We start from the raw sequence: 22,316 nt of genomic DNA, 5'->3' as shown, positions 1-22,316 counted from the left end.
GGGGAGGGGCTAGGATGTTCCGCATCTGGACTGTACGTCTCGGCCTGCTGGGCCTCGGGATCGGCCTAGCGGGCCTGCCCGCCCCGGCGACCGCGCAGACCGGCTGCGCCGGAACGCTCGCCGCCTTGCAGGCGACCTACGGCAAGGCCGACCTCGCCGCCGTCCTGGCGGGATGGAAATCCGTGGAGGCGGACGCCACCTGCGCGCCCGCCCAGGTCAGCGGCGCCCGCTCCCAGGTGTCGGCGGTGATCGCCCGCCTCGCCCAGGACCGCCTGGCGTCCGGCGACGTGGACGGCGCGGAGGAGACGGTGCGGCAGGCGCCCGGCGTGCACTGGGCGGTCCAGGCCGTCCGGGGCGACATCGCCGCCAAGCGCGGCGAGCGCGACGAGGCGTCCAAGCTCTACAACGCCGCCCTCGACAGCATCGGCGACCCGGCGCTCACGGCCCAGTCCGAAGGCCTCGTCCCGGTGGCAAGCCGCCTCGCCATGCTGGCGCAGGAGAACATGATGCTCGCCGGCAGCATGGAGGCGACCGTCACGCGCGGCGGTGAGGCGTCTGGCGTGATGGCCGTCATCGCGCGCGGCCTCGCCGTGGAACGGGCCGCCGCTGGCGCGCCCGCCGCCGCGGCTCCAGCAGCGGCACCGGCCGCGACCGCGCCGGCGCCGCAGGTGGCGCAGCCCGTTCTCGTCCAGCCGCAGCAGGTGGCCGTGGCCGCGCCCGCCGCGCCGCAGCCGCAGGTGCTGCAGACCCAGACGGTCCAGCCGCAGGTGGTCCAGGCGCCGGCCGCCGTCCAGCCGCAGGTGGTGCAGCTCCCCGCCGTGACGCCGGCACCGGCCGCGCCCGCTCCGGCGGCGGCAGGCGTCCAGCTCCAGTCCGTGCAGATCCAGAGCGGCGACACGTTCAACGTGATCTCGGCCGCCGCCCTCCAGGTCCAGCGCGTGTTCGTGCCCATCCGCTTCGGCTTCGACAGCGACCAGCTGGACGAGGGCGGCGCCCGTGAGGCGGCGCGGCTTGCGGCCTTCATGAAGGCCAACGCGGTCCCGGGCGTCCTCATCGCCGGGCACACCGACGACGTGGGCGATCCGACCTACAACCTCGATCTGTCGCTCCGCCGGGCGCGGACGCTGGCCGAATTCCTCATCAAGGACGGCGTGACGTCGCGCATCGAGATCGTCGGCAAGGGCGAGGCGGAACCGCCGGTGATCGTCGACAGCGGCGTCTACTCCCAGGACGAGTTGCGCACCATCGCCCGCCGGGTGGAGGTGGCCTTTGGGTCGTGACCGGCTGATCGCCCTTGCGGCGGTCGTCATGCTCCTGCTGACGGGGCCCGTCGCCGCAAAGGATTGGGGCGTCGTTGTCGGCATCAACGATTACGCCCACCTGCTGCCGGCCGACCAGAGCCGGCCGGGCGAGCTGACTGACCTGCAGGGCGCCGTCAACGATGCCACCGTGATCGCGGCGGCGCTCCGCGAGGCGCGGGTGGACCTGCCGGACGACCGGGTGCTGCTCGACGGCCGGGCCACGCTCGCGGCTTTCCTGGAGGCGTTCGAGCGTGTGACAGCCCAGGCGGCGCCGGGCGACACCATCATCGTCAGCTTCGCCGGCCACGGCGGCCAGGAGCGGGAGGTGTCGGCGCCGCTCGACGAGGCGGATGGTCTCGACGAGACCATCATGTTCCACGAGTTCAACCCGCAGAACCCGCGCGAGGGGCGGCTCAACGACGACCAGCTCCGCACGCTTCTGGAGACCACCGCGCCCTTCCAGGTGCTGTGGGTGATGGACAGCTGCCACTCCGCCGGCCTGGAGCGGAAGATCGCCCGCCGCCAGGGGCTGATGCGCACCGGCGGCGTGTGGGACATCCCGCTCGATCCGATCCCGACCGAGCCGGCGAGCGGTGCCGGCGACACAGGTCTGCCGCCGCTCGCCAACGTTACCCAGATCCTCGCCACCGCCACCGAGGACCGGCTGGTGCAGGAGACCGTGTTCGAGGGCCGCCAGCACGGTGCCCTGTCGTGGTTCTTCGCCCAGGCGGTGAAGGGGGAGGCGGACCAGAACGGCGACGGATCGCTGACCCGCCAGGAGCTGGCGTCCTTCATCGGCGACCGCGTCTTCACCCACATGGAGCAGAACCAGCAGCCGCGCTTCCTGCCGCGCGGCGACCCGTCGGTGATGCTCACCTTCCGGGCGCCGCCCGCGCCGGTGCCGGTGGTGGTCGACCCCAAGGCGCTGCCGCTTCAGGTCATCGGCCAGCCGCCGCCCGGTCTCGATCTCGCCACCTGCCGCTGCCGCCTCGTGGACACGGGTGCGGCCATGACGGTCGAGGAGACCAACAAGGGCTGGGTGGTCTACAACGGCGTCGGCGACCAGGTGACGACCTTCCTTGGCGACGTCGGCCCCCACATCGCGCGGGCGCGCTTCCTCCTGGACATCAACGGCGCCAAGGTCAGCAGCCTGCCGCCGGTGGAGATCGTGTCGAAGCAGTCGGCCGCCCGGCAGCCGATCGATGCCCAGGTGGGCTTCGACTTCTTCCCGCCGAACCCCTCGCTCGTCTTCCTCACGCTCTTCAACGTGGCGAGCGACGGCACCCTGCAATATGGTCTCTATCCGCCCGGATTCCGGGAGGATGCGGCCGCGCCGGAGGGGCTGTCGCTGCGTTTCACCGTGGTGCCGCCGACCGGCGAGGATCAGCTCGTGGTCGTCTGGTGCCAACGGCCGCCGCTGTCGCTGCACGCGCTTCTCAACGATGCGAACGGGCGGCTGGTGCCGCCGGTGGAGGAGATCACCGCGGCGGCGTCGGACACGACCTGCCAGTTCGGCCGGATCGGCCTCTTCACCGAGGGCGGTTGACGAAACGCTGGCGCGGGGGCGTGAAGCGGGACGCGAATGGGAGGGCATGGCATGGCACGGCAACGGATCGGGTGGGCGAGGGGCGTTCTCGCGCTCGCGGGCCTTCTCCTCGTGCTGTCGGCCGGCGAGTCCGCGGCCGCCGAGCGGGTGGCGCTCGTCATCGGCAACGCCGCCTACCAGAACGTGGCGGCGCTCGCCAACCCGCGCCGCGACGCGGAGGCGCTCGCTACCCGCCTCACCGAGATCGGCTTTGAAGTGACGCTCGCCATCGATCTCGACGCCATGACGGCCCGCCGGGCAGTGGCGGAGTTCGCCGCCAACGCGCGGGGCGCCGCCATCGCGCTCGTCTACTATGCCGGGCACGGCATCGAGATCGGCGGGCGCAACTATCTCATTCCGGTGGACGCCCTGATGCAGGACGAGATCGGCGCCAAACTGGAAACCGTGGACCTCGACGCGGTTGCCGAAGCGGTGTCCCAGGCGCGCGACCTCGGCCTCGTGCTGGTGGACGCCTGCCGGGACAATCCCTTCCTCGCCAAGCTCAGCCGCAGCGGCGCCAGCCGCTCGCTCTCGCGCGGGCTCGCGCCGGTGACCGTGGAGGACCCGGGCCTCCTCGTCAGCTTCGCCGCCCAGCCCGGACAGACCGCTGCCGACGGCACCGGCCGCAACAGCCCCTATGCGAGCGCCCTCCTGGAGGTGCTCGGGGAACCGGGCCTGGAGGTCGGCTTCATGTTCCGCAAGCTCGGCGCCAAGGTGCGCGCCGCCACCAACGGCACGCAGGTGCCGATGGAGCGGATGCAACTGCCGGACAAGGAGATCTACCTGGTGCCCGCGGCCACCGGCCCGGCCGCGATCGACCCGGGCGGCGCCAGCGGGGCAGGGGCGTCGGCCCCGGCCGTTTCCGCCGCCGACGCGGAGCTCGACTTCCTGGCCGCGCTCCAGTCCGGCGACCGCGCCGCGCTCGACGGCTTCGTGCGCCGCCATCCGGACCACCCGCGTGCCGCCGACGCCCGCCGCATCATCACCGGCATGGTGGAGGCGGAGATCTGGCAGCAGGCGCTCGCCAGCGACAGCGAGAGCGCCTACCAGTCCTACCTCCTCGGCTTTCCGGAGGGCCGCTACCGGGCCGAGGCGGAGGCCCGGCTGCTTGCCCTCGTCCCGCCGACGCCGGTCGCGCCCGCCATGCCCCCCGCCATGGAGGCGGAGACCGGGCCGGCAAGCTGCTTCGACCTCTGGTACGAGCGGAACGCCATCTTCGCCGCCAAGGGCTACTGTTTCACCACCGCCAAGGCGCGGGAGTATTTCGACACCTCCGGCTGCACCACCTCGTCGCCGAAGCTCAGCGCCGCCGAGCGCCGGCGGGTGGACGAACTGAAGGCCGAAGAGGGGCGGCTCGGATGCTGAAGCGCCTCGGCCCGCTCCTCCTCGCCCTTGCCTTCCTCGGCCGGCCGGCCGTCGCGGCCGACTGCGGGGCGGTTGATTTCATGGCCATGCCGCTGCCGGTGGCGGGTACCGACCCGGTCGCCGCCGCGCTCGCCGCCGCCTACCCGAACGTCTCGGTAGAGAACGGGGCCGTCGTCCTGCCGGACGGCAGCCGCTTGCCGCTCGGCGACGATCCGGATCGCGCGCCCGCGGCGCGGCTCGACGCGCCGAGCCTTCGCGAGCAGTTCCATGACCGCTATCCGCTCGCCTTCGACCTGGAGAGCCGCGGCCGGCCCTGGTTCGATCCGGGCCGCGCCCGGTCTGAGGATTTCTTCCAGGCGCTCTACGGGTCGAGCGCCGCCGCCGTGAAGCGGCAGTTGGAGAAGACGGTCATCTCCGGCGGCGCCACCGCGACCTTCTACATGACCCGCGCCCAGGGGGTCGCCTGCCAGATGGCGGCCGCGCTCGCCGCGGTCGCCGCCCTGCCGATCGACTGGCGGCCCTTCTTCCGCGACGTGGGCGGCAGCTTCAACTGGCGGCCGATCGCCGGGACGACGCGCTACAGCGCCCACAGCTACGGCATCGCGTTCGACCTCAACACCGCGCTCGGCGGCTATTGGCGCTGGTCCGGCCGGGCGGAGGGCGACGCCGGCCCCTACGCCAACCGCATTCCGCGCGAGATCGTGGAGACGTTCGAACGCTACGGCTTCATCTGGGGCGGCAAGTGGCACCACTTCGACGGCATGCACTTCGAGTACCGGCCGGAACTCATCCTGCATGCCCGGATGATGGACCGCTGAGGTCCGATCGGGTGCCGGCGATGGCGGGACCATGACATGGCAGAGCCGGGGCGGGGGCCTTGGCGAGGAGAGGGCGGCACATGGACTTTCTGAAGACGTTCATCCGGTGGCGGGGCAGGATCGGGCGCGGCGCATCGGTCGCGGTGACGTCGGCGATGCTCGCCGGCTGCGCCACCGCGACCCAGACGCCGGAGCTCTGCGCGACACCCCAGGCGCAGCGCGACCCGAAATGCGCCGACCAGGCGAAGAAGACCAAGGCCGCAGAGGCCGCGACCGCCGGCAGGGTCCAGATCTCCGGCAATCGCAGCGCGGACAGCGGGTCGGACTACTGAGGCCCTTCTTGCGTCAGGCGGCAACTTGTCGGCCGAAGGGGCGGCCGGTGGTCCAGCACGCTCATCCGCCGTCGGCAATCTCTTCGATGATGCGGGCGATGGCGGAGGCGCCATTGCTCCAGGCGATGCGATCGGCCGCTTTCCGGCGGCCCGCCTCGAAGGCCGGCGACAGCAGCCGCTCGACCGCGGCGGCCACCGTCTGCCCCGGAGCGTCGACGGGAAGGCCGAGCCCGAAGCCGCTCGCCTCGGCCCAGGCCGCCCGGAGATCCTGCCTGTCCATGCCGGCGGACGTATTGGCGAGGAAGAGGGCAGGGATGCCGCCGAGCACGGCCTCGTGGAAGCTGTTGTACCCCGCCGGCACGATCAGGGCGTCGAACGCGCGCGACACCGGAAAGCTTGGAAAGAGATCGACCTGCCGGACGCCCTCCGGCGGTCGCGCGGGGCCGTTGCCGCGCGGCTCCAGCGGCGAGCGGATGTCCACCACCGTCAGGTCGGCGCGTCCCGTGAGGGCGGCCAGGACCTGCGCCCGCAGCGCGTCCGTCCGCGCGCCGAAGCTGTAGCCGAGTTGCAAGGCCACCACGGCTCCATCCGCCGGCAGTCCCAGCGCGCGGCGCGCCGCGTCGCGGTCGAGCCGGTCCTGCGGATCGACGAGGAGGGTCGGCGGCACCTTGACGACGCCCTCGGCCATGGTGGTGGTCGGCCCCGTGTCGAGCGCGTCCGCCAGATCGCCCGGTTCGACGATCCGGTCGAACAAGGGTGCCAGATCGAGAAAGAAGCGGTTCTCCTCCGACCAGAAGGCGCGCCGCACCCAGACCCGCGGCACTGGGTTGATGCGCTGGAGAAAGCCCGCGAAGCCGCCGAAGAGGGCCGTCGAGTCGACCACGACGGCGGCCGGATCGAGCCGCCGGCCGAGGGCGAGAAGATCCGCCTCCAGGGCGTCGTTCCACGCGTCCATGGGACAGCCGGCCGCGTCGTGGTGCTGCGTGTGGACCACCGGAATGCCGGCGGCGCGGACGAGGGCGAGCGCGTGGGCCTGGGTGTGGAACACCGGGCGGAAGCGGTCCGAAAGCCGGCGCGCCACCGCCATCTGCCGGGTGAGGTGGCCGAGTCCCGCGCCGTTGGAGGAGACGAAGAGAACCGTGCGGCGCATCCACCCTTCCTGGCGTGACGTCCGACCGGACGAAGATCGTCTGGTCGTGTGGAAACTCGTTCCGACAGGACCGGTCCGGCCCTGCCCGTGTCGAAGCATGCTCTAGATGCGGATCGCCGGGTCGCGATCGGACCGGACCAGGTGCAGGGAGTCCGTCACCAGCCGGACGATGTCGTCCGCGCCGTTCCGCACGGACCCGTGGAACGCGCAGGCCTCGACCATCCGCGCCCGTTCGGCGGCGTCCAACAGCCGCGCGACCCGCTCGCGCGCCGAAGGGCCGTGCAGGTCGCGGCGGCAGATCAGGCCGCACCCGCTCAGGTCCGCCCAGAGCGCGCGGTTGACCTGCAGATCCATCTCCGCCGCTTCGTTCGGCACGAACAGGCTCGGAATGCCGCCCAGGATGGCTTCGTGGAAGGCGTTGTAGCCGGCTGCCGTGATGGCGGCGTCGAACGCGGTGGAGTAGCGGAAGGCGGGGAAGAGCCTGATCACCCGGTGGCGCGGATGCGTCGGCGGCGGCTCGTCCGGACCGACCCGAACGGGCGAGCGGATCTCCAGGAGCAGCGTCTCGGGGCGTTCCAAAACCGCCTCCACCAGCACGGACTGGAGGGCGGCGAGCGGGAAATTGTTGCCGCCGCCAAGCTGCATCGCCACCACGGTCGCGTCCTCGGGCAGGTCCAGTAGCTGGCGTGCGACCGGCCGGGGCAACCGGTCGGCAGGTGAAAGGTGCAGCACCGGCGGGGTGACCAGCACGTCGCGCCGTTGCTCCACCGTCGGTCCGTGGTCGAACGATGCCGCCAGTTCGCCCGGCTCGATCACCGCGTCGAACCGCCAGAAGGCATCGAGGAAGCGCCGGTGCATCTCCTGCCATAGGGGGCGTCGCACCCAGACCGTGAACGCGTCGCGGTAGACCTCCAGCGCCCGCATCACGCCGCTGAACGCGGCCGTCGAATCATAGAGCACCACCGGCGGTCGGAGCCGGATCAGGAGGTCGAGAAGCACTTCGGCGAAGTGGTCGTTCCAGGCTGCCGCGTCCAGGCCGCCGTTGCGGTGGTGGGGCAGGAACTCGGTGGCGTAGCCGGCCTCCCGGACGACGGAGGCCGCATAGGACATGGTGGCGAACACCGGCTTCGCGGTGGACGGAAGCCGATCGGCGATCGCCAGCTGCTGGACCAGGTGCCCCATCCCGATGCCGTTGGACGAGAGGAAGAGCACGGGCCGGGCCGCCGGGGTCGGGCGCACCGCGGCCGACGCCAGGGCGGAACCGGTCGGGGAGGGGGGTGCCACCTCCGAGCCCTTCGGCCGCGTCTCTTCGATGATCACCCGCCCGGCGGCGATCAGCGGCGCCACGCGGGCTTGGAAGCGCCCGGCACCGAACCGCTCCATCACGAAGGTCCGGCCTGCATCGGACCGCTCCCCCCAGGCGCTAGGCGTCTCCATCAGGCTCCGGACGGTCGCCTCCACCTCGCCGGGTTCGCAGTAGAGCGCGGCGTCGCCGAAGAGGGGCCGGAAGTGGGGCGCGAGGATCACCGGCACGCCCGTCGCCATGGCCTCCAGGGCGGTCCGGCCGAACGCCTCCAGCCAGGCGCTTCCGTGAAAGTAGACCCATACGTCGAGGCCGGAGAGGAAGTCCTGCACCGGCATGGCGTTGAAGGGGATGAGATCCCATTCGGCCGGCCGTTCCGGATAGAGCGCGTCCAGAAAATCGCCGGCGCCGAGAACGCGCACGCGCCACCCGGGCGGCGTCGGATAGGCGGCCCGCGCCTCCTCCAGGGAATCGGGCCATTTCTTCGGGTCGGGGCGGGCATGGCGGCCGATCACCACCGCCGCGGCGCCCGCCTCCGGCGCGCGCATCGGCCGGCGCGGCCAGCGGTCGAGGTCGAGCAGGTTGTCCCAATCGGCGGGCAGCACCGTGCCGCCGTCGATCGCCAGCCCTGGCAGTCCTTGGCGCACCACAGCGGAGATGGGCGCCAGTTCCACCGGCCGACCGAACGCCATCCGGCCGTTCTTCACCACGGCGGCGAGGTCGTATTGGCGCCGTCCGGACGCATCGCGGACCGGATGGTGCAGGACCACGACCACCCGGCCGGCGGTCACACGGGGGCGGGGCACGAACGGGTTCGACAGGATGGTCGGATGATGGATCAGCACCAGCGCCGCCGTCACCGCCTCTTGCGGATCGACCCTTGCGACGAGCCCCTGGTCGAGGGCGGCGGCGATGTCCGGATGGGTCGCCAAGGTGCGGCGGATCAACGGTCCGCGCACGATGATGAGCCCTGTTCGAAGCCCGAGCCGGGCGGCCTCGCGGATCTCCACGCCGAGCGCCGTGCTGACGCCGCCCTCGAAGCGCGGGTCCGTGACGAAGAGGATGTCCAGGGCTGGCGTCAAGGAAGGCCCGCCGCGCGCGCCGCCCGGGCGGCGTTGAGGAACCGATCCACATTCATGCCGTAGGCGATCACCGAGGCGGGCCGCCACTTCAGGAGGAGCAGCGCCCATTTCTCGGCGAGATAGTCGGGCCAGTCCATCAGGTCCCGGTGGAGGATCTGCTGGTCGATCGGCATGAAGTATTCGATCGCCGACTGCCGGGCGAGGAAGGGGCCGAACGCGTCGGTGGAGATCAGGAACACCAGCTTGTGGCTGGCGCCGAAGGTCGCCATCACCTTGTCGAGGATCTCCGGATGCTCCTCCGGCTGAACCTCCAGCATGGAGACCAGGAGCACCGGCCGCTCGGCCGTCGCTGCGGTCGCGTCGTCCGCCGGCAGCGCGGGCGGAAGGGTTTCCGCGGCTGCTCCGGAGGAGCGGGCAGACCGCAGGGACAGGAGCCGATCGAACAAGGCGCGCATGAGCGGGGCTGCCAGGAGCGGGCCCTCGTGGCCCTCATCCCGACGATACCCGGCCTCGCCACAAGCGACAAGCGCGCCGCGTCGGGCCGCGCCCCGGTGCGGTACCGCTCCCGTGTCAGACGGGCTTTCGCGCCACCAGATCGATCAAGGCGGAAAGGCCCGCGTGGCCGCTGCCTTCCTCCAGCACCGCGTCGTAGGCGCGAAGCTCCAGGATGTCGAACAGGCCGAACTCCGCCCGCAGAAGGTCCTCGGTGTAGAGGTTCTCCACGGTCGGCGGACCTCCGGTCCGATAGTTCAACTGCTCGGGCCGATAGCCTTCCAGGAGGAGGAGGCCGCCGGGCTTCAACGCGGTGCGCATCCCGGCGAACAGACGGCTGCGGAACGGCGGAGAGGCGAACTGGATGAAGATGGCCGCGACGACGTCGTAGGCGGCGTCCGGCCAGGCGAAGTCCTCAAGGTCGGCGACCTCGCTCCGCACCGTGACACCGCGCGCCGTGGCCAGCCGCTTCGCCTTTCCGACCGCGACGGCCGAGCCGTCCACCGCATGCACCTGCAGCCCTTGTTCGGCCAGCCAAACCCCGTTGCGACCTTCGCCGTCGGCGACGGCCAGCACCGTCTGGCCGGGCTGGAGCCGGTGCGCCTGCCGTTCCAGGAAGGCGTTCGGCCGCGTGCCGAACACGTAATCCTCCCGGTCGTACCGCTCGTCCCAGAATGTCATGGATGCTCTCCGGCGTTGATCCGCGTCGAGCATGGACCGGATGATAGGCGGGAGCCAGACAGCGTGGTTCGGGAAACACGGATCCAGGCGATCGGGCCTGCCGGCCCGCGTGGGGCAGACCCGGCCCCGACACGCCGCGGCAGGCGAGGGCGTTCATTGACCGACGGTCTCGGACAATAGTCAACCTATTGGAAGGATACGGAAAACCGATCTGCAAATCGCATAAGGGATATTATGGAATATCGAGATCAGCCTGGATAGAGCCGGCCGGTCTGGACCGGCTCAACCCTCTTCATCGTCGGCCAGCATCCGCTCGGCCGCATCCATATCCATCTCCACCACCGCACGGGCAATGCCGTAGCCGTGGCCGGCGCGGCAGAGCGCGGCGATCTCGCGGGCACCCCGGTCATCCACCACACGGCCGGGCGATCGCCAGGGGCCGAGCTTTCGACGGCGGGCGAAGACCAGCGCGGCCCGGACCGCGGACGGTGCGTCCCGCTCCACGACAGCCTCCGCCAGATCGCGCTCGACGCCTTTCTGGGCAAGCACCGCCATCATCTTCCGGCGCGACTGGCCCTTGCGGGCGCCGGACGCCACCTTGGATTCGGCGAACACGGCGTCGTTCAGGAGGCCGATCCGGAGGCAGGCCGCCACCGCCTCGGCAATCAGCTTGTCCGGATCGAGCACCGGACGCTCCGCCAGGGCCTCGCGCCGACGAATCTTCCGGCGGAGAACGCGCACCAGGTTCGCTTCCGACGACGCATACCGTTCCAAATAGGCGAGGGCGGCCCGGCGGAGCCAGTCCCGATCCGGGTTCCGATCGCCCTCCCCGGCTGCCGGCGGCGGATCCCAGAACCCGCCCACCGCTTCCTTTTCGTCGTCGTCGTCATCTGCGCGCGCGTTCATCATCGCCATCATTTCCGACAGCCGGCCAGCCCGCAAGCGGCCACGATTCCGCGTTCGCACGGAATGGGTTGGGCGGCGTTCCTGCGGGATGGCGAGAAGCGCTGATCGCCCAGGGCCTATTCTCGCGCGGCTCCGGGGATGGTGCCCTTGGCGGGCATCGTCCGTCCACCCGGCCGACTCGCGGCCGACGGACGGCCGACCTGACCGCGGTCGGACGAGCCTTGCATCGCACCATGGCCCTTGACAGCGCTGCGACACCCTCTACATTGAATTGCGAATAGTTTGCAATTGCAGTTTTGGAAATCCCCTTCGGCGCCCAAGATCGGACTCTGCCACCCATGACGATGATCGACCGACGCATTTTCCTCCTGACATCCGCATTCGCGATCGCCACGGCCGCGCGCCCTGTGCTTGCCGCCGCCAAACCCGTCTCCGTGGTTGCCACCACCGGCATGATCGCCGACGCCATCCGCACCGTCGGCGGCGACCGGGTCGAGGTCCAGGGACTGATGGGCGAGGGCATCGACCCGCACACCTACCGCCAGACCCGCTCGGACATCGCCGCCATGGTCAAGGCCGACGCGGTGTTCCGGCACGGGCTCTATCTGGAGGCCCAGCTGGAGGACTTCTTCGAGAGCCTCGCCAGCCACCGTCGTCTGTTCACCCTCGCCGACACCGCCGTCCCGAAGGACCGGCTGCTTGCCCACGACGAGTACCCGGACAAGTACGACCCGCACGTCTGGATGGACCCGCGCCTCTGGGTGCTGGTGGTCCGCGCCGCCAGGGACGCGCTGGTCGCGCTCGATCCGGCCGGCGAGACCGACTATGCGGCGAACCTCGCCAAGGCCGAGGCCGACCTCGATCGGCTCGCCGGCTACGCCGAAACCGTTCTCGCCAGCGTGCCGGAACAGGCGCGGGTGCTCGTCACCGCGCACGACGCCTTCAACTACTTCGGCCGCGCCTATGACTACGAGGTGATGGGTATCCAGGGCATCTCCACCGAAAGCGAGGCGGGTCTCGCCACCGTGGAGTCCTTCGTCGACGTGCTGGTCTCGCGCGGCATCGGCGCCATCTTCGTGGAAAGCTCGGTGTCGGAGCGGAACGTGAAGGCGCTGGTGGAAGGCGCCGCCGCGCGCGGCCACAAGGTGGTCATCGGCGGCCAGATCTACTCCGATGCCATGGGCCGCGCCGGCACCTACGAGGGCACCTACATGGGCATGATCGACCACAACGTCACGCTCATCGCCCGCGCCCTCGGCGGCACCGCGCCCGAAGCCGGCCTCAACGGCCGTCTCGGCGCCGTGAATTGAGAAAGATCGATCCATGCTGAAGCGCGCGCCCGTTCCGCCCGATCCGACAGCCGCCGTCGACGCGGCCTCCCCGCTGTCGATCCGCGACATGACGGTCGCCTACCAGGACCTTGCGGCCATCCGCTCCGCCTCGGTCGACATCCAGCCGGGATCCCTCACCGCCATCGTGGGGCCGAATGGCGCCGGCAAGTCCACGCTTCTAAAGGCGGCGCTCGACCTTATCCCGCGCACAAGCGGCCGCGTCGCCTTCTGGGGCCGGCCCTTCGGCGCGGTGCGCCGGCGCGTCGCCTATGTGCCGCAGCGGGCGGCGGTGGACTGGGACTTCCCGGCCACCGCTCTCGACGTGGTGCTGATGGGGCTTTACGCCGACATGGGCTTCATGCGCCTGCCCGGCCGCCGCCACAAGGAGAAGGCCCGCGCGGCGCTCGCCCGCGTCGGCATGGCCGGCCTCGCCGACCGGCAGATCGGCCGGCTCTCCGGCGGCCAGCAGCAGCGGGTCTTCCTCGCCCGCGCGCTCGCCCAGGACGCCGACCTGACGCTTCTCGACGAGCCCTTCGCCGGGGTCGATGCGGCCACCGAAGCCGCGATCGTGGAGGTGCTGCGCAGCCTCAACCAGGAGGGCCGCACCATCGTGGCCGTCCACCACGACCTTGCCAGCGTCACGGAGATCTTCGACCACGTGGTGCTGATGGCCGGCCGCATCGTCGCCGCCGGGCGCACCGCCGAGGTCTTCACCCCCGACGTGCTGGAGACGACCTACGGCGGTCGGCTGTCCCTGGAGGCCTTCCCGGACGGTCGCGGCCGGCCGGAGCGCCTGCGATGACCACGCTCGCGACGGACTTCGGGCCGGCGGTGTTCGCCGCCCTCTCCTTCCAGGCCGGCTACAATTCGACCCTCGTGTCCATCGGCGCCGCCCTTCTCGGCGCCAACGCCGGGGCGATCGGCACCTTCGTGACGCTCCGCCGCCGGGCGCTCGTCTCCGACGCCATGAGCCACGCCACCCTCCCCGGCCTTGCCATAGCCTTCATCGTGATGGCGCTCGCAACCGGCGACGGCCGTTTCCTGCCGGGGCTGATGCTCGGCGCGGTCGGCACCGCCGTGCTCGGGCTCCTCGCCATCGACGCCATCACGCGCAACACCCGGCTCGACGAGGACGTGGCGATCGGCGCGGTGCTCTCCACCTTCTTCGGCGCCGGCGTGGTGCTCCTCACGGTCATCCAGTCGATGGACGTCGGCGGCCAGGCCGGCATCGCCGGCTTCCTCCTCGGCGCCACAGCCGGCATGCGCCTCGTGGAGGCCCAGACCATCGCGCTGTCGGCGTGTGTCGCCGGGCTCCTCATCATGGCGCTCCGCCGGTCGTTCACGCTGGTCTGCTTCGATCCCACCTTCGCGGCCGCCACGGGCGTCAACGTGCGCCGCGTCGACCTCCTGATGATCGGCATCCTCCTCGTCGTCATCGTCATCGGTCTGCAGGTGGCCGGCCTCGTGCTCGTGGTGGCCCTCGCCATCATTCCGCCCGTCGCCGCCCGCTTCTGGACCGACCGGGTCGGCACCATGACGCTGATCGCAGCCGGCATGGGCGCCGTCTCCGGCCACGTGGGCGCCGCCCTGTCGGCCGCCGGCCCGGGCCTGCCCACCGGCCCGCTGATCGTCCTCACCGGCACGGCCTTCTTCGTCGTCTCGCTGCTTTTCGGTCCGGCGCGCGGCCTCTTCCCGGCCTTCGTCCGCCGGCGGACCGAGGAGGCGGTCGGATGAACGACTTCGTCCTCCTGTCCCTCGTGCCGCTGGTGGTCTCCACCGCCGCGGCGCTCGCCTGCGCCCTCGTCGGCAACTTCCTCGTCCTTCGTCGCCAGAGCCTGATCGGCGACGCGGTCAGCCACGTGGTGCTGCCCGGCATCGTCGCCGCCTTTCTCCTCACCGGCGTCGTGGCGCCCCTGCCCATGCTTCTCGGCGCCACCGCCGCCGCCGTGCTGGCCTCGGCCCTGATCGCGCTCGTCCGTTCGGTCGGCGGGGTGGAGCCGGGGGCCGCCATGGGTGTCGTCTTCACCAGCATGTTCGCCGGCGGTGTCCTCCTCCTGGAGACCTCCGGTGCCGGATCGGTCCACCTCGACGTGGAGCATGCCCTTCTCGGCAACCTGGAAAGCCTGATCTGGTTCGAGGGCACCGGCTGGGCCGCCCTCCTCGACCCCACTGCTCTTGCCGCCCTCCCCCCGCAGGTCTGGCGCCTTCTCGCGGTGCTGGTGGCCGTCGCCGCCTTCGTGCTCGCCTTCTGGAAGGAGCTGGTGATCGGCTCGTTCGACCCGGTATTCGCCGCCACGGTCGGCGCGCGCCCGCGCGTGGTCGACATGGCGCTTCTCCTCTTCACGGCGGTGGTGGCGGTGTTCGCCTTCGAGGCGGTCGGCTCCATTCTCGTCGTCGCCATGTTCATCTGCCCACCCGCCGCCGCCCGGCTGATGACCGACCGGCTGGTGCCGCAGGTGGCCTGGAGCCTTCTCTTTGCCGTCGCCTCCGCTGTCGGTGGTTATGTCGCCGCCGGTTACGGGCCGCTCTGGATCGGCTTCCAGTCCAGCGTCAGCGCCGCCGGCATGATCGCCGTGGTGTCCGGCCTCATCCTCGCGGCCGCCTGCGTGGCCGGCCCCCGCCGCAAGGGCACCCGGTCGATCGGCGCGCCGGCCTGATACCGAGCCCACTAAGTTTTGACTTGTCGAAACTTAGTGGGTGAAGGCAAGCCCGAACGGGCGTCGGCCGATCAGGCCGTAACCTCGTAAAGTTCCGACGTGTCGGTACTTTACGAGCGAGGTATGAACCGCGGGCCGCGGCGGTGGGCTTTTCCCGGCCGGAATGCTAGATCCAGGGCCGGACCCCCATCGTTCCAGGAGCCCTCCCCCTGATGCAGCCCGGCCGCGATATCGAGCGCCTCCTTGAGGTCATGGCGCGCCTGCGCGATCCCGCCACCGGCTGTGCCTGGGACGTGGAACAGACCTTCCAGACCATCGCGCCCTACACCCTGGAGGAGGCCTACGAGGTGCTGGACGCCATCCAGCGCGGCGACAGGGCCGACCTTTGCGACGAACTCGGCGACCTTCTCCTGCAGGTGGTCTTCCATGCCCGCATGGCCGAGGAGGAGGGCAGCTTCGCCTTCCCGGACGTGGTGGAGGCGATCACCACCAAGATGATCCGCCGCCATCCGCACGTGTTCGGTCCGGCCGAGGCCCGCTCGCCCTCCATGGCGAAGGGCCTCTGGAAGGCCCTCAAGGCGGAGGAGAAGGCCGAGAAGCGCGCCCGCCGCGCGGCTGCCGGCCTCCCCGCCCCGGACGAGGGCCTTCTTGCCGATGTACCGGCCATCCTGCCGCCGCTGAAGGCGGCCGTGAAGTTGCAGGAGAAGGCCGGCACCGTCGGCTTCGACTGGAACGACCCGAAGGCCGTCCTCGCCAAGATCCGCGAGGAGCTCGACGAACTGGAGGCCGAGATCGACGCCCGCGCCGACCGCACGATTGTGGCCGGCGAGCTCGGCGACGTGCTGTTCGCCCTCGCCAACCTCGGCCGCCACCTGGACGTCGACCCGGACGTGGCGCTCGCCGCCACCAACCAGAAGTTCCGCACTCGCTTCCGCTTCATTGAAGCCGCCCTGAAGGCGGACGGCCGTACGCCGGCCGATGCCACGCTCGCCGAGATGGAAGCGCTCTGGCAGCAGGCCAAGACCGCCGGCTGACGGTTCTCCGCCCCGCTGGAGCATTCTCCGATCAAGTTGCACGACTTGAGCGATGAGAGAATGCTCCGGCTCATTGTATCTGGAGCGATATCTTCCCGACCTGGCGATTGGCGTCAGGTCGGGAACTGCTCCAGGCTGCCGGTCGAAACGCCCGCGCGCCGCCGCGGCGCCGCTTCCGCCCTGGGTTGCCGCCGGCCTGGCGACGCTGGACGATACGGATGGTCGGATGCCCATGTGCTGACCAGTGCGGCGCGGCGCTAGGCAGATTTTGCATCGCTTAACGCCCTGCCTTCGCATTAGGCATTGTCGATTTTTCCGCCTCGTGCCGCCGACTAGCATTCAGCATCAAGGACCTCGCCGGAACGGTCGAGGGAATGCCAGGGCAGGACTACACATGAAGATGGACCACTTCGGTATGCGGCTCGTGCGATCGGCGGTCGCCAGCCTCGCGCTCGGCTCCCTGATCGTCGTCGGCGGCATGGCCTCGGCGCAGGCGGAAAAGCTGCGCATCGGCAACGAGGGCACCTATCCGCCCTTCTCCATCGTGGACTCCACCGGCGCCGTCGTCGGTGTCGAGCCGGATCTCGCCCGCGAGGTCTGCAAGCGGATGAACGTCGAGTGCGAGATCGTCGCCATCGACTTCAAGGCGTTGATCCCGTCCATGCTCCAGGGCAAGTTCGACCTAATCGCCACCCAGCTCGCCCCGACCCCGGAGCGCGCCGAAAAGGGCCTCTTCAGCCGCCCGGTCGTCTACAACCCGACCACCTTCGTGGTGCCGGCCTCCTCCGACTGGACCTTCACCTCCGAGGGCCTCGCCGGCAAGAAGATCGGCCTCCAGCGCGGCGCCGCCACCATCAAGTACATCGAGACGCACTTCCCCAACTCGATGGAATTCGTGCTCTACGACAACCCGGACCAGATCAAGCTCGATCTCCTGGCCGGCCGCATCGACCTCACCTTCGACAGCAAGATCAACTGGACTGTCGAGCTGATCAACAAGCCCGAAGGCAAGGACTGGAAGCTCGGCGGCGGCGACCATTGGCTCGGCGACCCGTCCGTGCCGGAAGACAAGCGCGGCTTCTCGTGGTTCGTCCGCAAGGACAGCCAGGAACTGCTCGACCGGGTGAACCTCGCTCTCGAGGAGATCATCGCCGACTGCACCTACACGAAGATCCGCGCCAAGTACCTGGACGCCCCGAGCCTCAAGGAAGACGCCGACTGCGTCGCCAAGATGAACTGACACGACGGTAAATTCCCGCATGCGCCAGCCAGCCGCCGGGCAACCCCCGGCGGCTTTTTTCGTGCGGCGGCGACGGTTACGGAGTTTCCAAAGCCGGTGACGGAAATGGGTGCGGCGGCAAAGAAACGACCCGCACCGACCGTCCCACCCACCCCGATCGTCATGGTCCGCGCAGGCGGACCACCCACGCATTTCTTGCGCCCTGACGTATAGGGTTTCCCGCGCCCCGAGCGGCAAAATGCGTGGCTGGTCCGGATGAACCGGCCCATGACGAGGACGGCGGTGACCGGCGCCAGCATGCCCGCGCCACCCCGTCTAAGCGCCCGATCGTCATCCCGGCGAACGCCGGGATCCAACCGACGGCGCCATCTCCGTGTTGCCCCGGCACCCTTCCGCCCCGGTTCCCACCGTCGGCTGGGCCCTGGCTTTCGCCGGGGTGACGCGTTGACCAAAAGATGGCGGATCCGCAACCACCGGCCTCTCCACCCGCCCCCGATCGTCGTGACCCGCGCGACCCGCCCCCTTAAGCTCCCCACCCCTCACCGTCGTCCGAACCCGCTCCCGCCCTTCACCCCCCTGCCCTTCGCCTTGAAGCTCGCCACGCTCGGGTAGCTACCCTTGCGCACCGGCTCCGGCGGCGGGGGTGGCGGGGTGGCCGGCATGGTGAGCTTGGTCGGCGCGCCGGCCTTGGCCTCGTCCACCATCTTGGCAAGCCGCACCAGGATGGCGGCGGTGCCCTTCAGGCGCTGCTCCGGGTCCGGCCAGTCGCGCACCAGCACCACCTTCTGGTCCGGGCGGATCTTGGCCATGATGCCCTGCTCGCCGATGTACTTGACGAGCGCCGGCGGGTTGTCGAACCGCCCTTCACGGAACGAGATCACGACGCCCTTCGGCCCGGCGTCCACCTTGTCCACGTTGGTCTTGCGGCAGAGCGCCTTGATGGTGACGATCTTCAGAAGGTGCTCCACCTCGCTCGGCAGCGGCCCGAACCGGTCGATCAGCTCCGCGCCGAAGGCGTCGATGCTGCCGGCGTCCTCCAGGTCCGCGAGCCGGCGGTAGAGGCCGAGGCGCAGCGTCAGGTCGTTGACGTAGGTCTCCGGGATCATCACCGGCGTACCCACGGTGATTTGCGGGCTCCACTGGTCTTCCGAAAGGCTCTCGTCGCCCGTCTTCAGCGCCGCGACGGCCTCCTCCAGCATCTGCTGGTAGAGCTCGTAGCCCACCTCCTTGATGTGCCCCGACTGCTCCTCGCCGAGGAGGTTGCCGGCACCGCGGATGTCGAGGTCGTGGCTGGCGAGCTGGAAGCCGGCGCCCAGCGTGTCGAGGCTCTGCAGTACTTTCAGCCGCCGCTCCGCCTGGGCGGTCAGCTTCTTCTCTGCCGGCGTGGTGAAGAGCGCGTAGGCGCGCGTCTTCGACCGGCCGACGCGGCCCTTCAGCTGGTAGAGCTGGGCAAGGCCGAACATGTCGGAGCGGTGCACCACCAGCGTGTTGGCGGTCGGGATGTCGAGCCCGGACTCCACGATCGTGGTGGAGAGGAGCACATCATACTGGCCCTCGTAGAAGGCGTTCATGATGTCCTCAAGGTCCGTCGCCGCCATCTGCCCGTGGGCGACCGCCACCTTCACCTCCGGCACGTGCTTCTCCAGGAACTCCCGCTGGGAGGCGAGGTCGGTCAGTCGCGGGCAGACGTAGAAGGCCTGGCCGCCGCGGTACTTTTCGCGCAGCAGCGCCTCGCGGATGGTGAGCGGGTCGAACGGCGTCACGAAGGAGCGCACCGCCAGCCGGTCCACCGGCGCCGTGGCGATCAGGGACAGCTCGCGCACGCCGGTCAGCGCCAGCTGCAGCGTGCGCGGGATCGGCGTCGCCGACAGCGTCAGCACGTGCACGTCGGCCTTCAGCTCCTTCAGCCGCTCCTTGTGCTTCACGCCGAAGTGCTGCTCCTCATCGATGATGAGGAGGCCGAGGTCCTTGAAGGCGATGCCCTTGGCCAGAAGCGCGTGGGTGCCCACCACGATGTCCACCGTGCCGTCGGCGATCCCCGCCCGCGTCGCGGCGAGATCCTTGGCCGGCACCAGCCGCGAGGCCTGGCGCACCTCGATCGGCAGCCCCTTGAAGCGCGCTTCGAAGGTGCGGAAATGCTGGCGCGACAGCAGCGTCGTCGGCACCACCACGGCCACCTGCTTGCCCGACATGGCGGCGAGGAAGGCCGCGCGGAGCGCCACCTCCGTCTTGCCGAAACCCACGTCGCCGCACACCAGCCGGTCCATCGGCCGGCCGGAGCCGAGGTCGCCCATCACGCTGTCGATGGCGTTCAGCTGGTCCTCGGTCTCGTCATAAGGGAAGCGCGCGGCGAACTCGTCGTAGACGCCCTCCGGCGGGATCAGCGACGGGGCGGTGCGCAGCATGCGCGCGGCGGCGGTCTTGATCAGCTCGTCCGCCATCTCGCGGATCCGCTTCTTCATCTTGGCCTTGCGGGCCTGCCACGCGCCGCCGCCCAGCCGATCGAGCACCGCCTCGGTGTCTTCCGAGCCGTAGCGGGACAGAAGCTCGATGTTCTCCACCGGCAGGAAAAGCCGGTCGCCGCCGGCGTACTGGATCTCCAGGCAGTCGTGCGGCGCTCCGGCGGCCTCGATGGTCTTCAGGCCCGTGAAGCGGCCGATGCCGTGGTCCACGTGCACCACCAGGTCGCCCTCGGCGAGCGCCGCCACCTCCTTGAGGAAGTTGTCCGCCCGCTTCTTGCGGTTGGCGCCGCGGATCAGCCGGTCGCCGAGCACGTCCTGCTCGGCCACCACCACCACGTCCGGCAGCTCGAACCCGGTTTCGACCCCCAGAATGGCGAGCGGCAGCACGTGGGCGGGCGTCTTTAGCGCTGCGGCCAGATGCGGCACCGTGTCGGTCGCCTGCACGCCGTGGTCGTTGATCACCTGCGCCAACCGGTCGCGCGAGCCCTCCGACCAGCAGGCGAGCACCACGCGCCGGTTTTCCGCCTTCAGCGCGCGGATATGCTGCACCAGCACGTCGAACACGTTGACGTCCGGGCTCGCCCGCTCCGCCGCGAACGACCGGCCGGTCTTGCCGCCGAAATCCACCACCTTGGCGGACGTCTGCTCCGGCCGGTGGAAGGGCGTCAGGCGCGCGACGTCGCGGCTGTCGAGGGCGGCCTTCACCTCCCGATCGAGGAGGTAGAGATCGCCCGGCGGCAGCGGCTTGTAGGGCGCCCCGGCGCCGCCGTCCTTTAGCGCATGGAGCCGCGCGTCATAGTGGTCGGCCACCGTGACGAGCCGCTCGGTGATCGCCTCGTCGGCGAGCGGATCGAGCACGTAGGGCGCATCCGGCACATAGTCGAAGAGGGTCGCGACCGTTTCGTGGAAGAGCGGCATCCAGTGTTCCACGCCCGCGTAGCGCCGGCCCTCCGACACCGCCTCGTAGAGCGGATCGCCCGAGGTCGCCGCCCCGAACGCCGCCACATAGCGCTGGCGGAAGCGCTTGATGGAGGCCGGTGTCAGCTGCACCTCCGACATTGGAACGAGGTCGAGCCGGATCAACTGGCCGACCGTCCGCTGGCTCTCCGGATCGAAGGTGCGGATGGATTCCAGCGTATCGCCGAAGAAGTCGAACCGCACCGGATACTCGGTCCCCGGCGCGAAGAGGTCGAGGATGCCGCCGCGCACCGCGTACTCGCCGGTGTCGCGCACGGTCGAGGTGCGCGAGAAGCCGTTGTCCTCCAGCCAGGCGGTCAGCGTCGTCATGTCGATACGGTTGCCGGGCGCCGCCGTCAGCACCGCGCCGGAGACGAGCGTCGGCGGCACCACCTTCTGGACGAGCGCATTGACGGTGGTCAGGAGCACGAAGGGCTTGGTCTCATTGCGGCTCGCCACCAGCGCCGCCAGCGTGGTCATGCGCCGGGCCACCATGGCGGGCGTCGGCGACACCCGGTCGTAGGGCAGGCAGTCCCAGGCCGGGAACTCCAGCGTGCCGAGTTCCGGCGCGAAGAAGCCGAGCGCCCGCTGCAACTGGGCGAGCCTCTGCCCGTCCCGCGCCACGTAGACGGCGCGCACGCCCTTGCCCGGCGCGGCCCGGGCGATCTCGGCCAGCGCCAGCGCCTCCGCCCCGTCCGGCACCCCCGCCACGGTGACGGCGCGATACTCGTCGAACAGATGGGCGTCGAGCGGCTTCTTGGCGGTGCGGGACATGGCGGCTCTTGGAACGGGCGCCGGCAAAGGGCGCCGAAGGCATGAAAGAGGCGCCGGATCGACGCCCACGGGCGGCTGCGGCCGGCGACAGGATCGCGCCGGTCGTCTTGCCTCAACAACGGCAAGCCACCGCCGGGCCCGTTCGGGGCCCGTCGGCGACGCGTTCTATGTAGCGCCCGTCGGGCGGAAAGTCAGGGGAAAAGCGTGCGTCGGTTCAGCCCGTCAGCGGGTTCGCCATGGCGAAGGCCAGCACCTTCTCGGTGACGGGACCCTTGTAGTTGTCCGGCGTCTCCTCGCGGCCGAGGATCCAGCCGAACAGGTCCCGATCAGGCACCTCCATCAGCCGCTCGAAGTCGCCGAGTTCGTCCTCGGACAGATCGGCGATATGCGCGTCCGCGAAGCGGCCGAGCAGCAGGTCCATCTCCCGCGTGCCCCGGTGCCACGCATGATAGAGCGCCTTCCGGCGGCGGACGTCGAGATCGTCCGAGGTTCGGGTGAGGCCGTAGGACGGGATGGACATGGGGGCGCTCCGGATGCCGAGTTTTTCGACCCTCTATGTAGAGCCGTTTGCCGTCGGAGGAAATCCGATCGGGCTTAACGGCCGCGCGGAATCACCGGCCCGTCGGACCAGGACGTTCGAGACAGTGATTGCACGCTGATGTCCCTACCCGTGAATTCTCACTAAGAACAATATCTCACAGAGACCGCATTACCTTCAGCCGATCAGGCCTGTCGTCAGCGTCTTCCACATGTGCGTCGGTGTTGAAATTCAGCTCGTTGATGATGAGTCCGAGTGCTCGTGTGTAGACGAACAGACGAAAGTCGACAGGTGTTTGGTCCACTTTG

At 70.2% G+C, this 22,316-nt stretch carries 18 protein-coding genes; 11 read left to right on the top strand and 7 right to left on the bottom strand.

What is annotated here, in order from left to right; translation table 11 throughout:
- Positions 1 to 14 precede the first annotated feature (14 nt).
- From BUQ68_RS11080 to BUQ68_RS11060, 5 genes are all read left to right on the top strand, one after another.
- Complete coding sequence (locus BUQ68_RS11080; RefSeq protein ID WP_075216010.1) at positions 15 to 1,280, top strand: OmpA family protein; 1,266 nt, start codon at positions 15 to 17, stop codon at positions 1,278 to 1,280.
- On the top strand, positions 1,270 to 2,847 hold the full coding sequence (locus tag BUQ68_RS11075) for a caspase family protein (RefSeq protein WP_075216009.1): 1,578 nt from the start codon (positions 1,270 to 1,272) through the stop codon (positions 2,845 to 2,847). The genes BUQ68_RS11080 and BUQ68_RS11075 overlap by 11 nt, the downstream gene beginning before the upstream one ends.
- Before the next feature lie 51 nt (positions 2,848 to 2,898).
- Positions 2,899 to 4,251 carry a caspase family protein gene (locus tag BUQ68_RS11070; RefSeq protein WP_075216008.1) on the top strand — a complete coding sequence of 451 codons (1,353 nt, stop codon included), beginning with the start codon at positions 2,899 to 2,901 and terminating at the stop codon, positions 4,249 to 4,251.
- Positions 4,245 to 5,069 (top strand): M15 family metallopeptidase, encoded by an 825-nt coding sequence (locus tag BUQ68_RS11065; protein WP_075216007.1) that lies wholly within the window; start codon positions 4,245 to 4,247, stop codon positions 5,067 to 5,069. Before BUQ68_RS11070 ends, BUQ68_RS11065 begins: the two co-directional genes overlap by 7 nt.
- An 80-nt stretch (positions 5,070 to 5,149) precedes the next feature.
- On the top strand, positions 5,150 to 5,401 hold the full coding sequence (locus BUQ68_RS11060) for a hypothetical protein (RefSeq protein WP_075216006.1): 252 nt from the start codon (positions 5,150 to 5,152) through the stop codon (positions 5,399 to 5,401).
- A 61-nt stretch (positions 5,402 to 5,462) separates the two neighbouring features.
- On the opposite strand, the gene BUQ68_RS11055 is transcribed toward BUQ68_RS11060, so the two are convergent.
- The 5 genes from BUQ68_RS11055 to BUQ68_RS11035 all read right to left on the bottom strand — a co-directional run bounded on the left by BUQ68_RS11055 (position 5,463) and on the right by BUQ68_RS11035 (position 11,018).
- Complete coding sequence (locus tag BUQ68_RS11055) at positions 5,463 to 6,551, bottom strand: glycosyltransferase (protein ID WP_075216005.1); 1,089 nt, start codon at positions 6,549 to 6,551, stop codon at positions 5,463 to 5,465.
- Positions 6,552 to 6,653: 102 nt separating this feature from the next.
- Positions 6,654 to 8,936, bottom strand: coding sequence for a glycosyltransferase family protein (locus BUQ68_RS11050; RefSeq protein WP_083656487.1), 2,283 nt, complete (start codon positions 8,934 to 8,936; stop codon positions 6,654 to 6,656).
- On the bottom strand, positions 8,933 to 9,391 hold the full coding sequence (locus BUQ68_RS11045; RefSeq protein WP_075216004.1) for a hypothetical protein: 459 nt from the start codon (positions 9,389 to 9,391) through the stop codon (positions 8,933 to 8,935). The genes BUQ68_RS11050 and BUQ68_RS11045 overlap by 4 nt, the downstream gene beginning before the upstream one ends.
- A gap of 115 nt (positions 9,392 to 9,506) precedes the next feature.
- Positions 9,507 to 10,109, bottom strand: coding sequence for an SAM-dependent methyltransferase (locus BUQ68_RS11040; protein ID WP_075216003.1), 603 nt, complete (start codon positions 10,107 to 10,109; stop codon positions 9,507 to 9,509).
- A gap of 282 nt (positions 10,110 to 10,391) precedes the next feature.
- Complete coding sequence (locus BUQ68_RS11035) at positions 10,392 to 11,018, bottom strand: regulatory protein RecX (RefSeq protein ID WP_175577787.1); 627 nt, start codon at positions 11,016 to 11,018, stop codon at positions 10,392 to 10,394.
- A 335-nt stretch (positions 11,019 to 11,353) separates the two neighbouring features.
- Between BUQ68_RS11035 and BUQ68_RS11030 the strand changes: the two genes are divergently transcribed.
- The 6 genes from BUQ68_RS11030 (at position 11,354) to BUQ68_RS11005 (ending at position 17,277) form a co-directional block, all read left to right on the top strand.
- Positions 11,354 to 12,325, top strand: a complete 972-nt coding sequence (locus BUQ68_RS11030) for a metal ABC transporter solute-binding protein, Zn/Mn family (RefSeq protein ID WP_245293221.1) — start codon at positions 11,354 to 11,356, stop codon at positions 12,323 to 12,325.
- 13 nt (positions 12,326 to 12,338) lie between these two features.
- On the top strand, positions 12,339 to 13,148 hold the full coding sequence (locus tag BUQ68_RS11025) for a metal ABC transporter ATP-binding protein (protein ID WP_075216002.1): 810 nt from the start codon (positions 12,339 to 12,341) through the stop codon (positions 13,146 to 13,148).
- Positions 13,145 to 14,080 (top strand): metal ABC transporter permease, encoded by a 936-nt coding sequence (locus BUQ68_RS11020; protein ID WP_075216001.1) that lies wholly within the window; start codon positions 13,145 to 13,147, stop codon positions 14,078 to 14,080. Before BUQ68_RS11025 ends, BUQ68_RS11020 begins: the two co-directional genes overlap by 4 nt.
- Positions 14,077 to 15,003, top strand: a complete 927-nt coding sequence (locus BUQ68_RS11015) for a metal ABC transporter permease (protein ID WP_075216000.1) — start codon at positions 14,077 to 14,079, stop codon at positions 15,001 to 15,003. Before BUQ68_RS11020 ends, BUQ68_RS11015 begins: the two co-directional genes overlap by 4 nt.
- Before the next feature lie 212 nt (positions 15,004 to 15,215).
- Positions 15,216 to 16,037, top strand: coding sequence for a nucleoside triphosphate pyrophosphohydrolase (gene mazG, locus BUQ68_RS11010; protein WP_075215999.1), 822 nt, complete (start codon positions 15,216 to 15,218; stop codon positions 16,035 to 16,037).
- A 394-nt stretch (positions 16,038 to 16,431) separates the two neighbouring features.
- Positions 16,432 to 17,277: a transporter substrate-binding domain-containing protein gene (locus BUQ68_RS11005; protein WP_245293220.1), complete on the top strand. Its 846-nt coding sequence runs from the start codon at positions 16,432 to 16,434 to the stop codon at positions 17,275 to 17,277.
- A gap of 539 nt (positions 17,278 to 17,816) precedes the next feature.
- Here BUQ68_RS11005 and mfd read toward each other — a convergent pair.
- Together mfd and BUQ68_RS10995 are read right to left on the bottom strand one after the other, a co-directional pair.
- The gene (mfd, locus tag BUQ68_RS11000) at positions 17,817 to 21,470 is read right to left on the bottom strand and encodes a transcription-repair coupling factor (RefSeq protein ID WP_075215998.1); all 3,654 of its coding nucleotides are present in this window, start codon (positions 21,468 to 21,470) and stop codon (positions 17,817 to 17,819) included.
- 214 nt (positions 21,471 to 21,684) lie between these two features.
- Positions 21,685 to 21,990 carry an FAD assembly factor SdhE gene (locus BUQ68_RS10995; protein ID WP_075215997.1) on the bottom strand — a complete coding sequence of 102 codons (306 nt, stop codon included), beginning with the start codon at positions 21,988 to 21,990 and terminating at the stop codon, positions 21,685 to 21,687.
- Between the last annotated feature and the right edge of the window lie 326 nt (positions 21,991 to 22,316).

It is taken from the genome of Mongoliimonas terrestris, from assembly GCF_001927285.1.
Classification (GTDB): domain Bacteria; phylum Pseudomonadota; class Alphaproteobacteria; order Rhizobiales; family Pleomorphomonadaceae; genus Chthonobacter; species Chthonobacter terrestris.
This window is presented reverse-complemented; position numbering and strand designations above follow the sequence as displayed.

Coding starts and splice junctions, on each gene's coding strand:
- BUQ68_RS11080 (WP_075216010.1), top strand. CDS start 15: ATGTTCCGCATCTGGACTGTACGTCTCGGCCTGCTGGGCCTCGGGATC.
- BUQ68_RS11070 (WP_075216008.1), top strand. CDS start 2,899: ATGGCACGGCAACGGATCGGGTGGGCGAGGGGCGTTCTCGCGCTCGCG.
- BUQ68_RS11065 (WP_075216007.1), top strand. CDS start 4,245: ATGCTGAAGCGCCTCGGCCCGCTCCTCCTCGCCCTTGCCTTCCTCGGC.
- BUQ68_RS11060 (WP_075216006.1), top strand. CDS start 5,150: ATGGACTTTCTGAAGACGTTCATCCGGTGGCGGGGCAGGATCGGGCGC.
- BUQ68_RS11055 (WP_075216005.1), bottom strand. CDS start 6,551: ATGCGCCGCACGGTTCTCTTCGTCTCCTCCAACGGCGCGGGACTCGGC.
- BUQ68_RS11045 (WP_075216004.1), bottom strand. CDS start 9,391: ATGCGCGCCTTGTTCGATCGGCTCCTGTCCCTGCGGTCTGCCCGCTCC.
- BUQ68_RS11040 (WP_075216003.1), bottom strand. CDS start 10,109: ATGACATTCTGGGACGAGCGGTACGACCGGGAGGATTACGTGTTCGGC.
- BUQ68_RS11035 (WP_175577787.1), bottom strand. CDS start 11,018: ATGATGAACGCGCGCGCAGATGACGACGACGACGAAAAGGAAGCGGTG.
- BUQ68_RS11030 (WP_245293221.1), top strand. CDS start 11,354: ATGACGATGATCGACCGACGCATTTTCCTCCTGACATCCGCATTCGCG.
- BUQ68_RS11025 (WP_075216002.1), top strand. CDS start 12,339: ATGCTGAAGCGCGCGCCCGTTCCGCCCGATCCGACAGCCGCCGTCGAC.
- BUQ68_RS11020 (WP_075216001.1), top strand. CDS start 13,145: ATGACCACGCTCGCGACGGACTTCGGGCCGGCGGTGTTCGCCGCCCTC.
- BUQ68_RS11015 (WP_075216000.1), top strand. CDS start 14,077: ATGAACGACTTCGTCCTCCTGTCCCTCGTGCCGCTGGTGGTCTCCACC.
- mazG (WP_075215999.1), top strand. CDS start 15,216: ATGCAGCCCGGCCGCGATATCGAGCGCCTCCTTGAGGTCATGGCGCGC.
- BUQ68_RS11005 (WP_245293220.1), top strand. CDS start 16,432: ATGAAGATGGACCACTTCGGTATGCGGCTCGTGCGATCGGCGGTCGCC.
- mfd (WP_075215998.1), bottom strand. CDS start 21,470: ATGTCCCGCACCGCCAAGAAGCCGCTCGACGCCCATCTGTTCGACGAG.
- BUQ68_RS10995 (WP_075215997.1), bottom strand. CDS start 21,990: ATGTCCATCCCGTCCTACGGCCTCACCCGAACCTCGGACGATCTCGAC.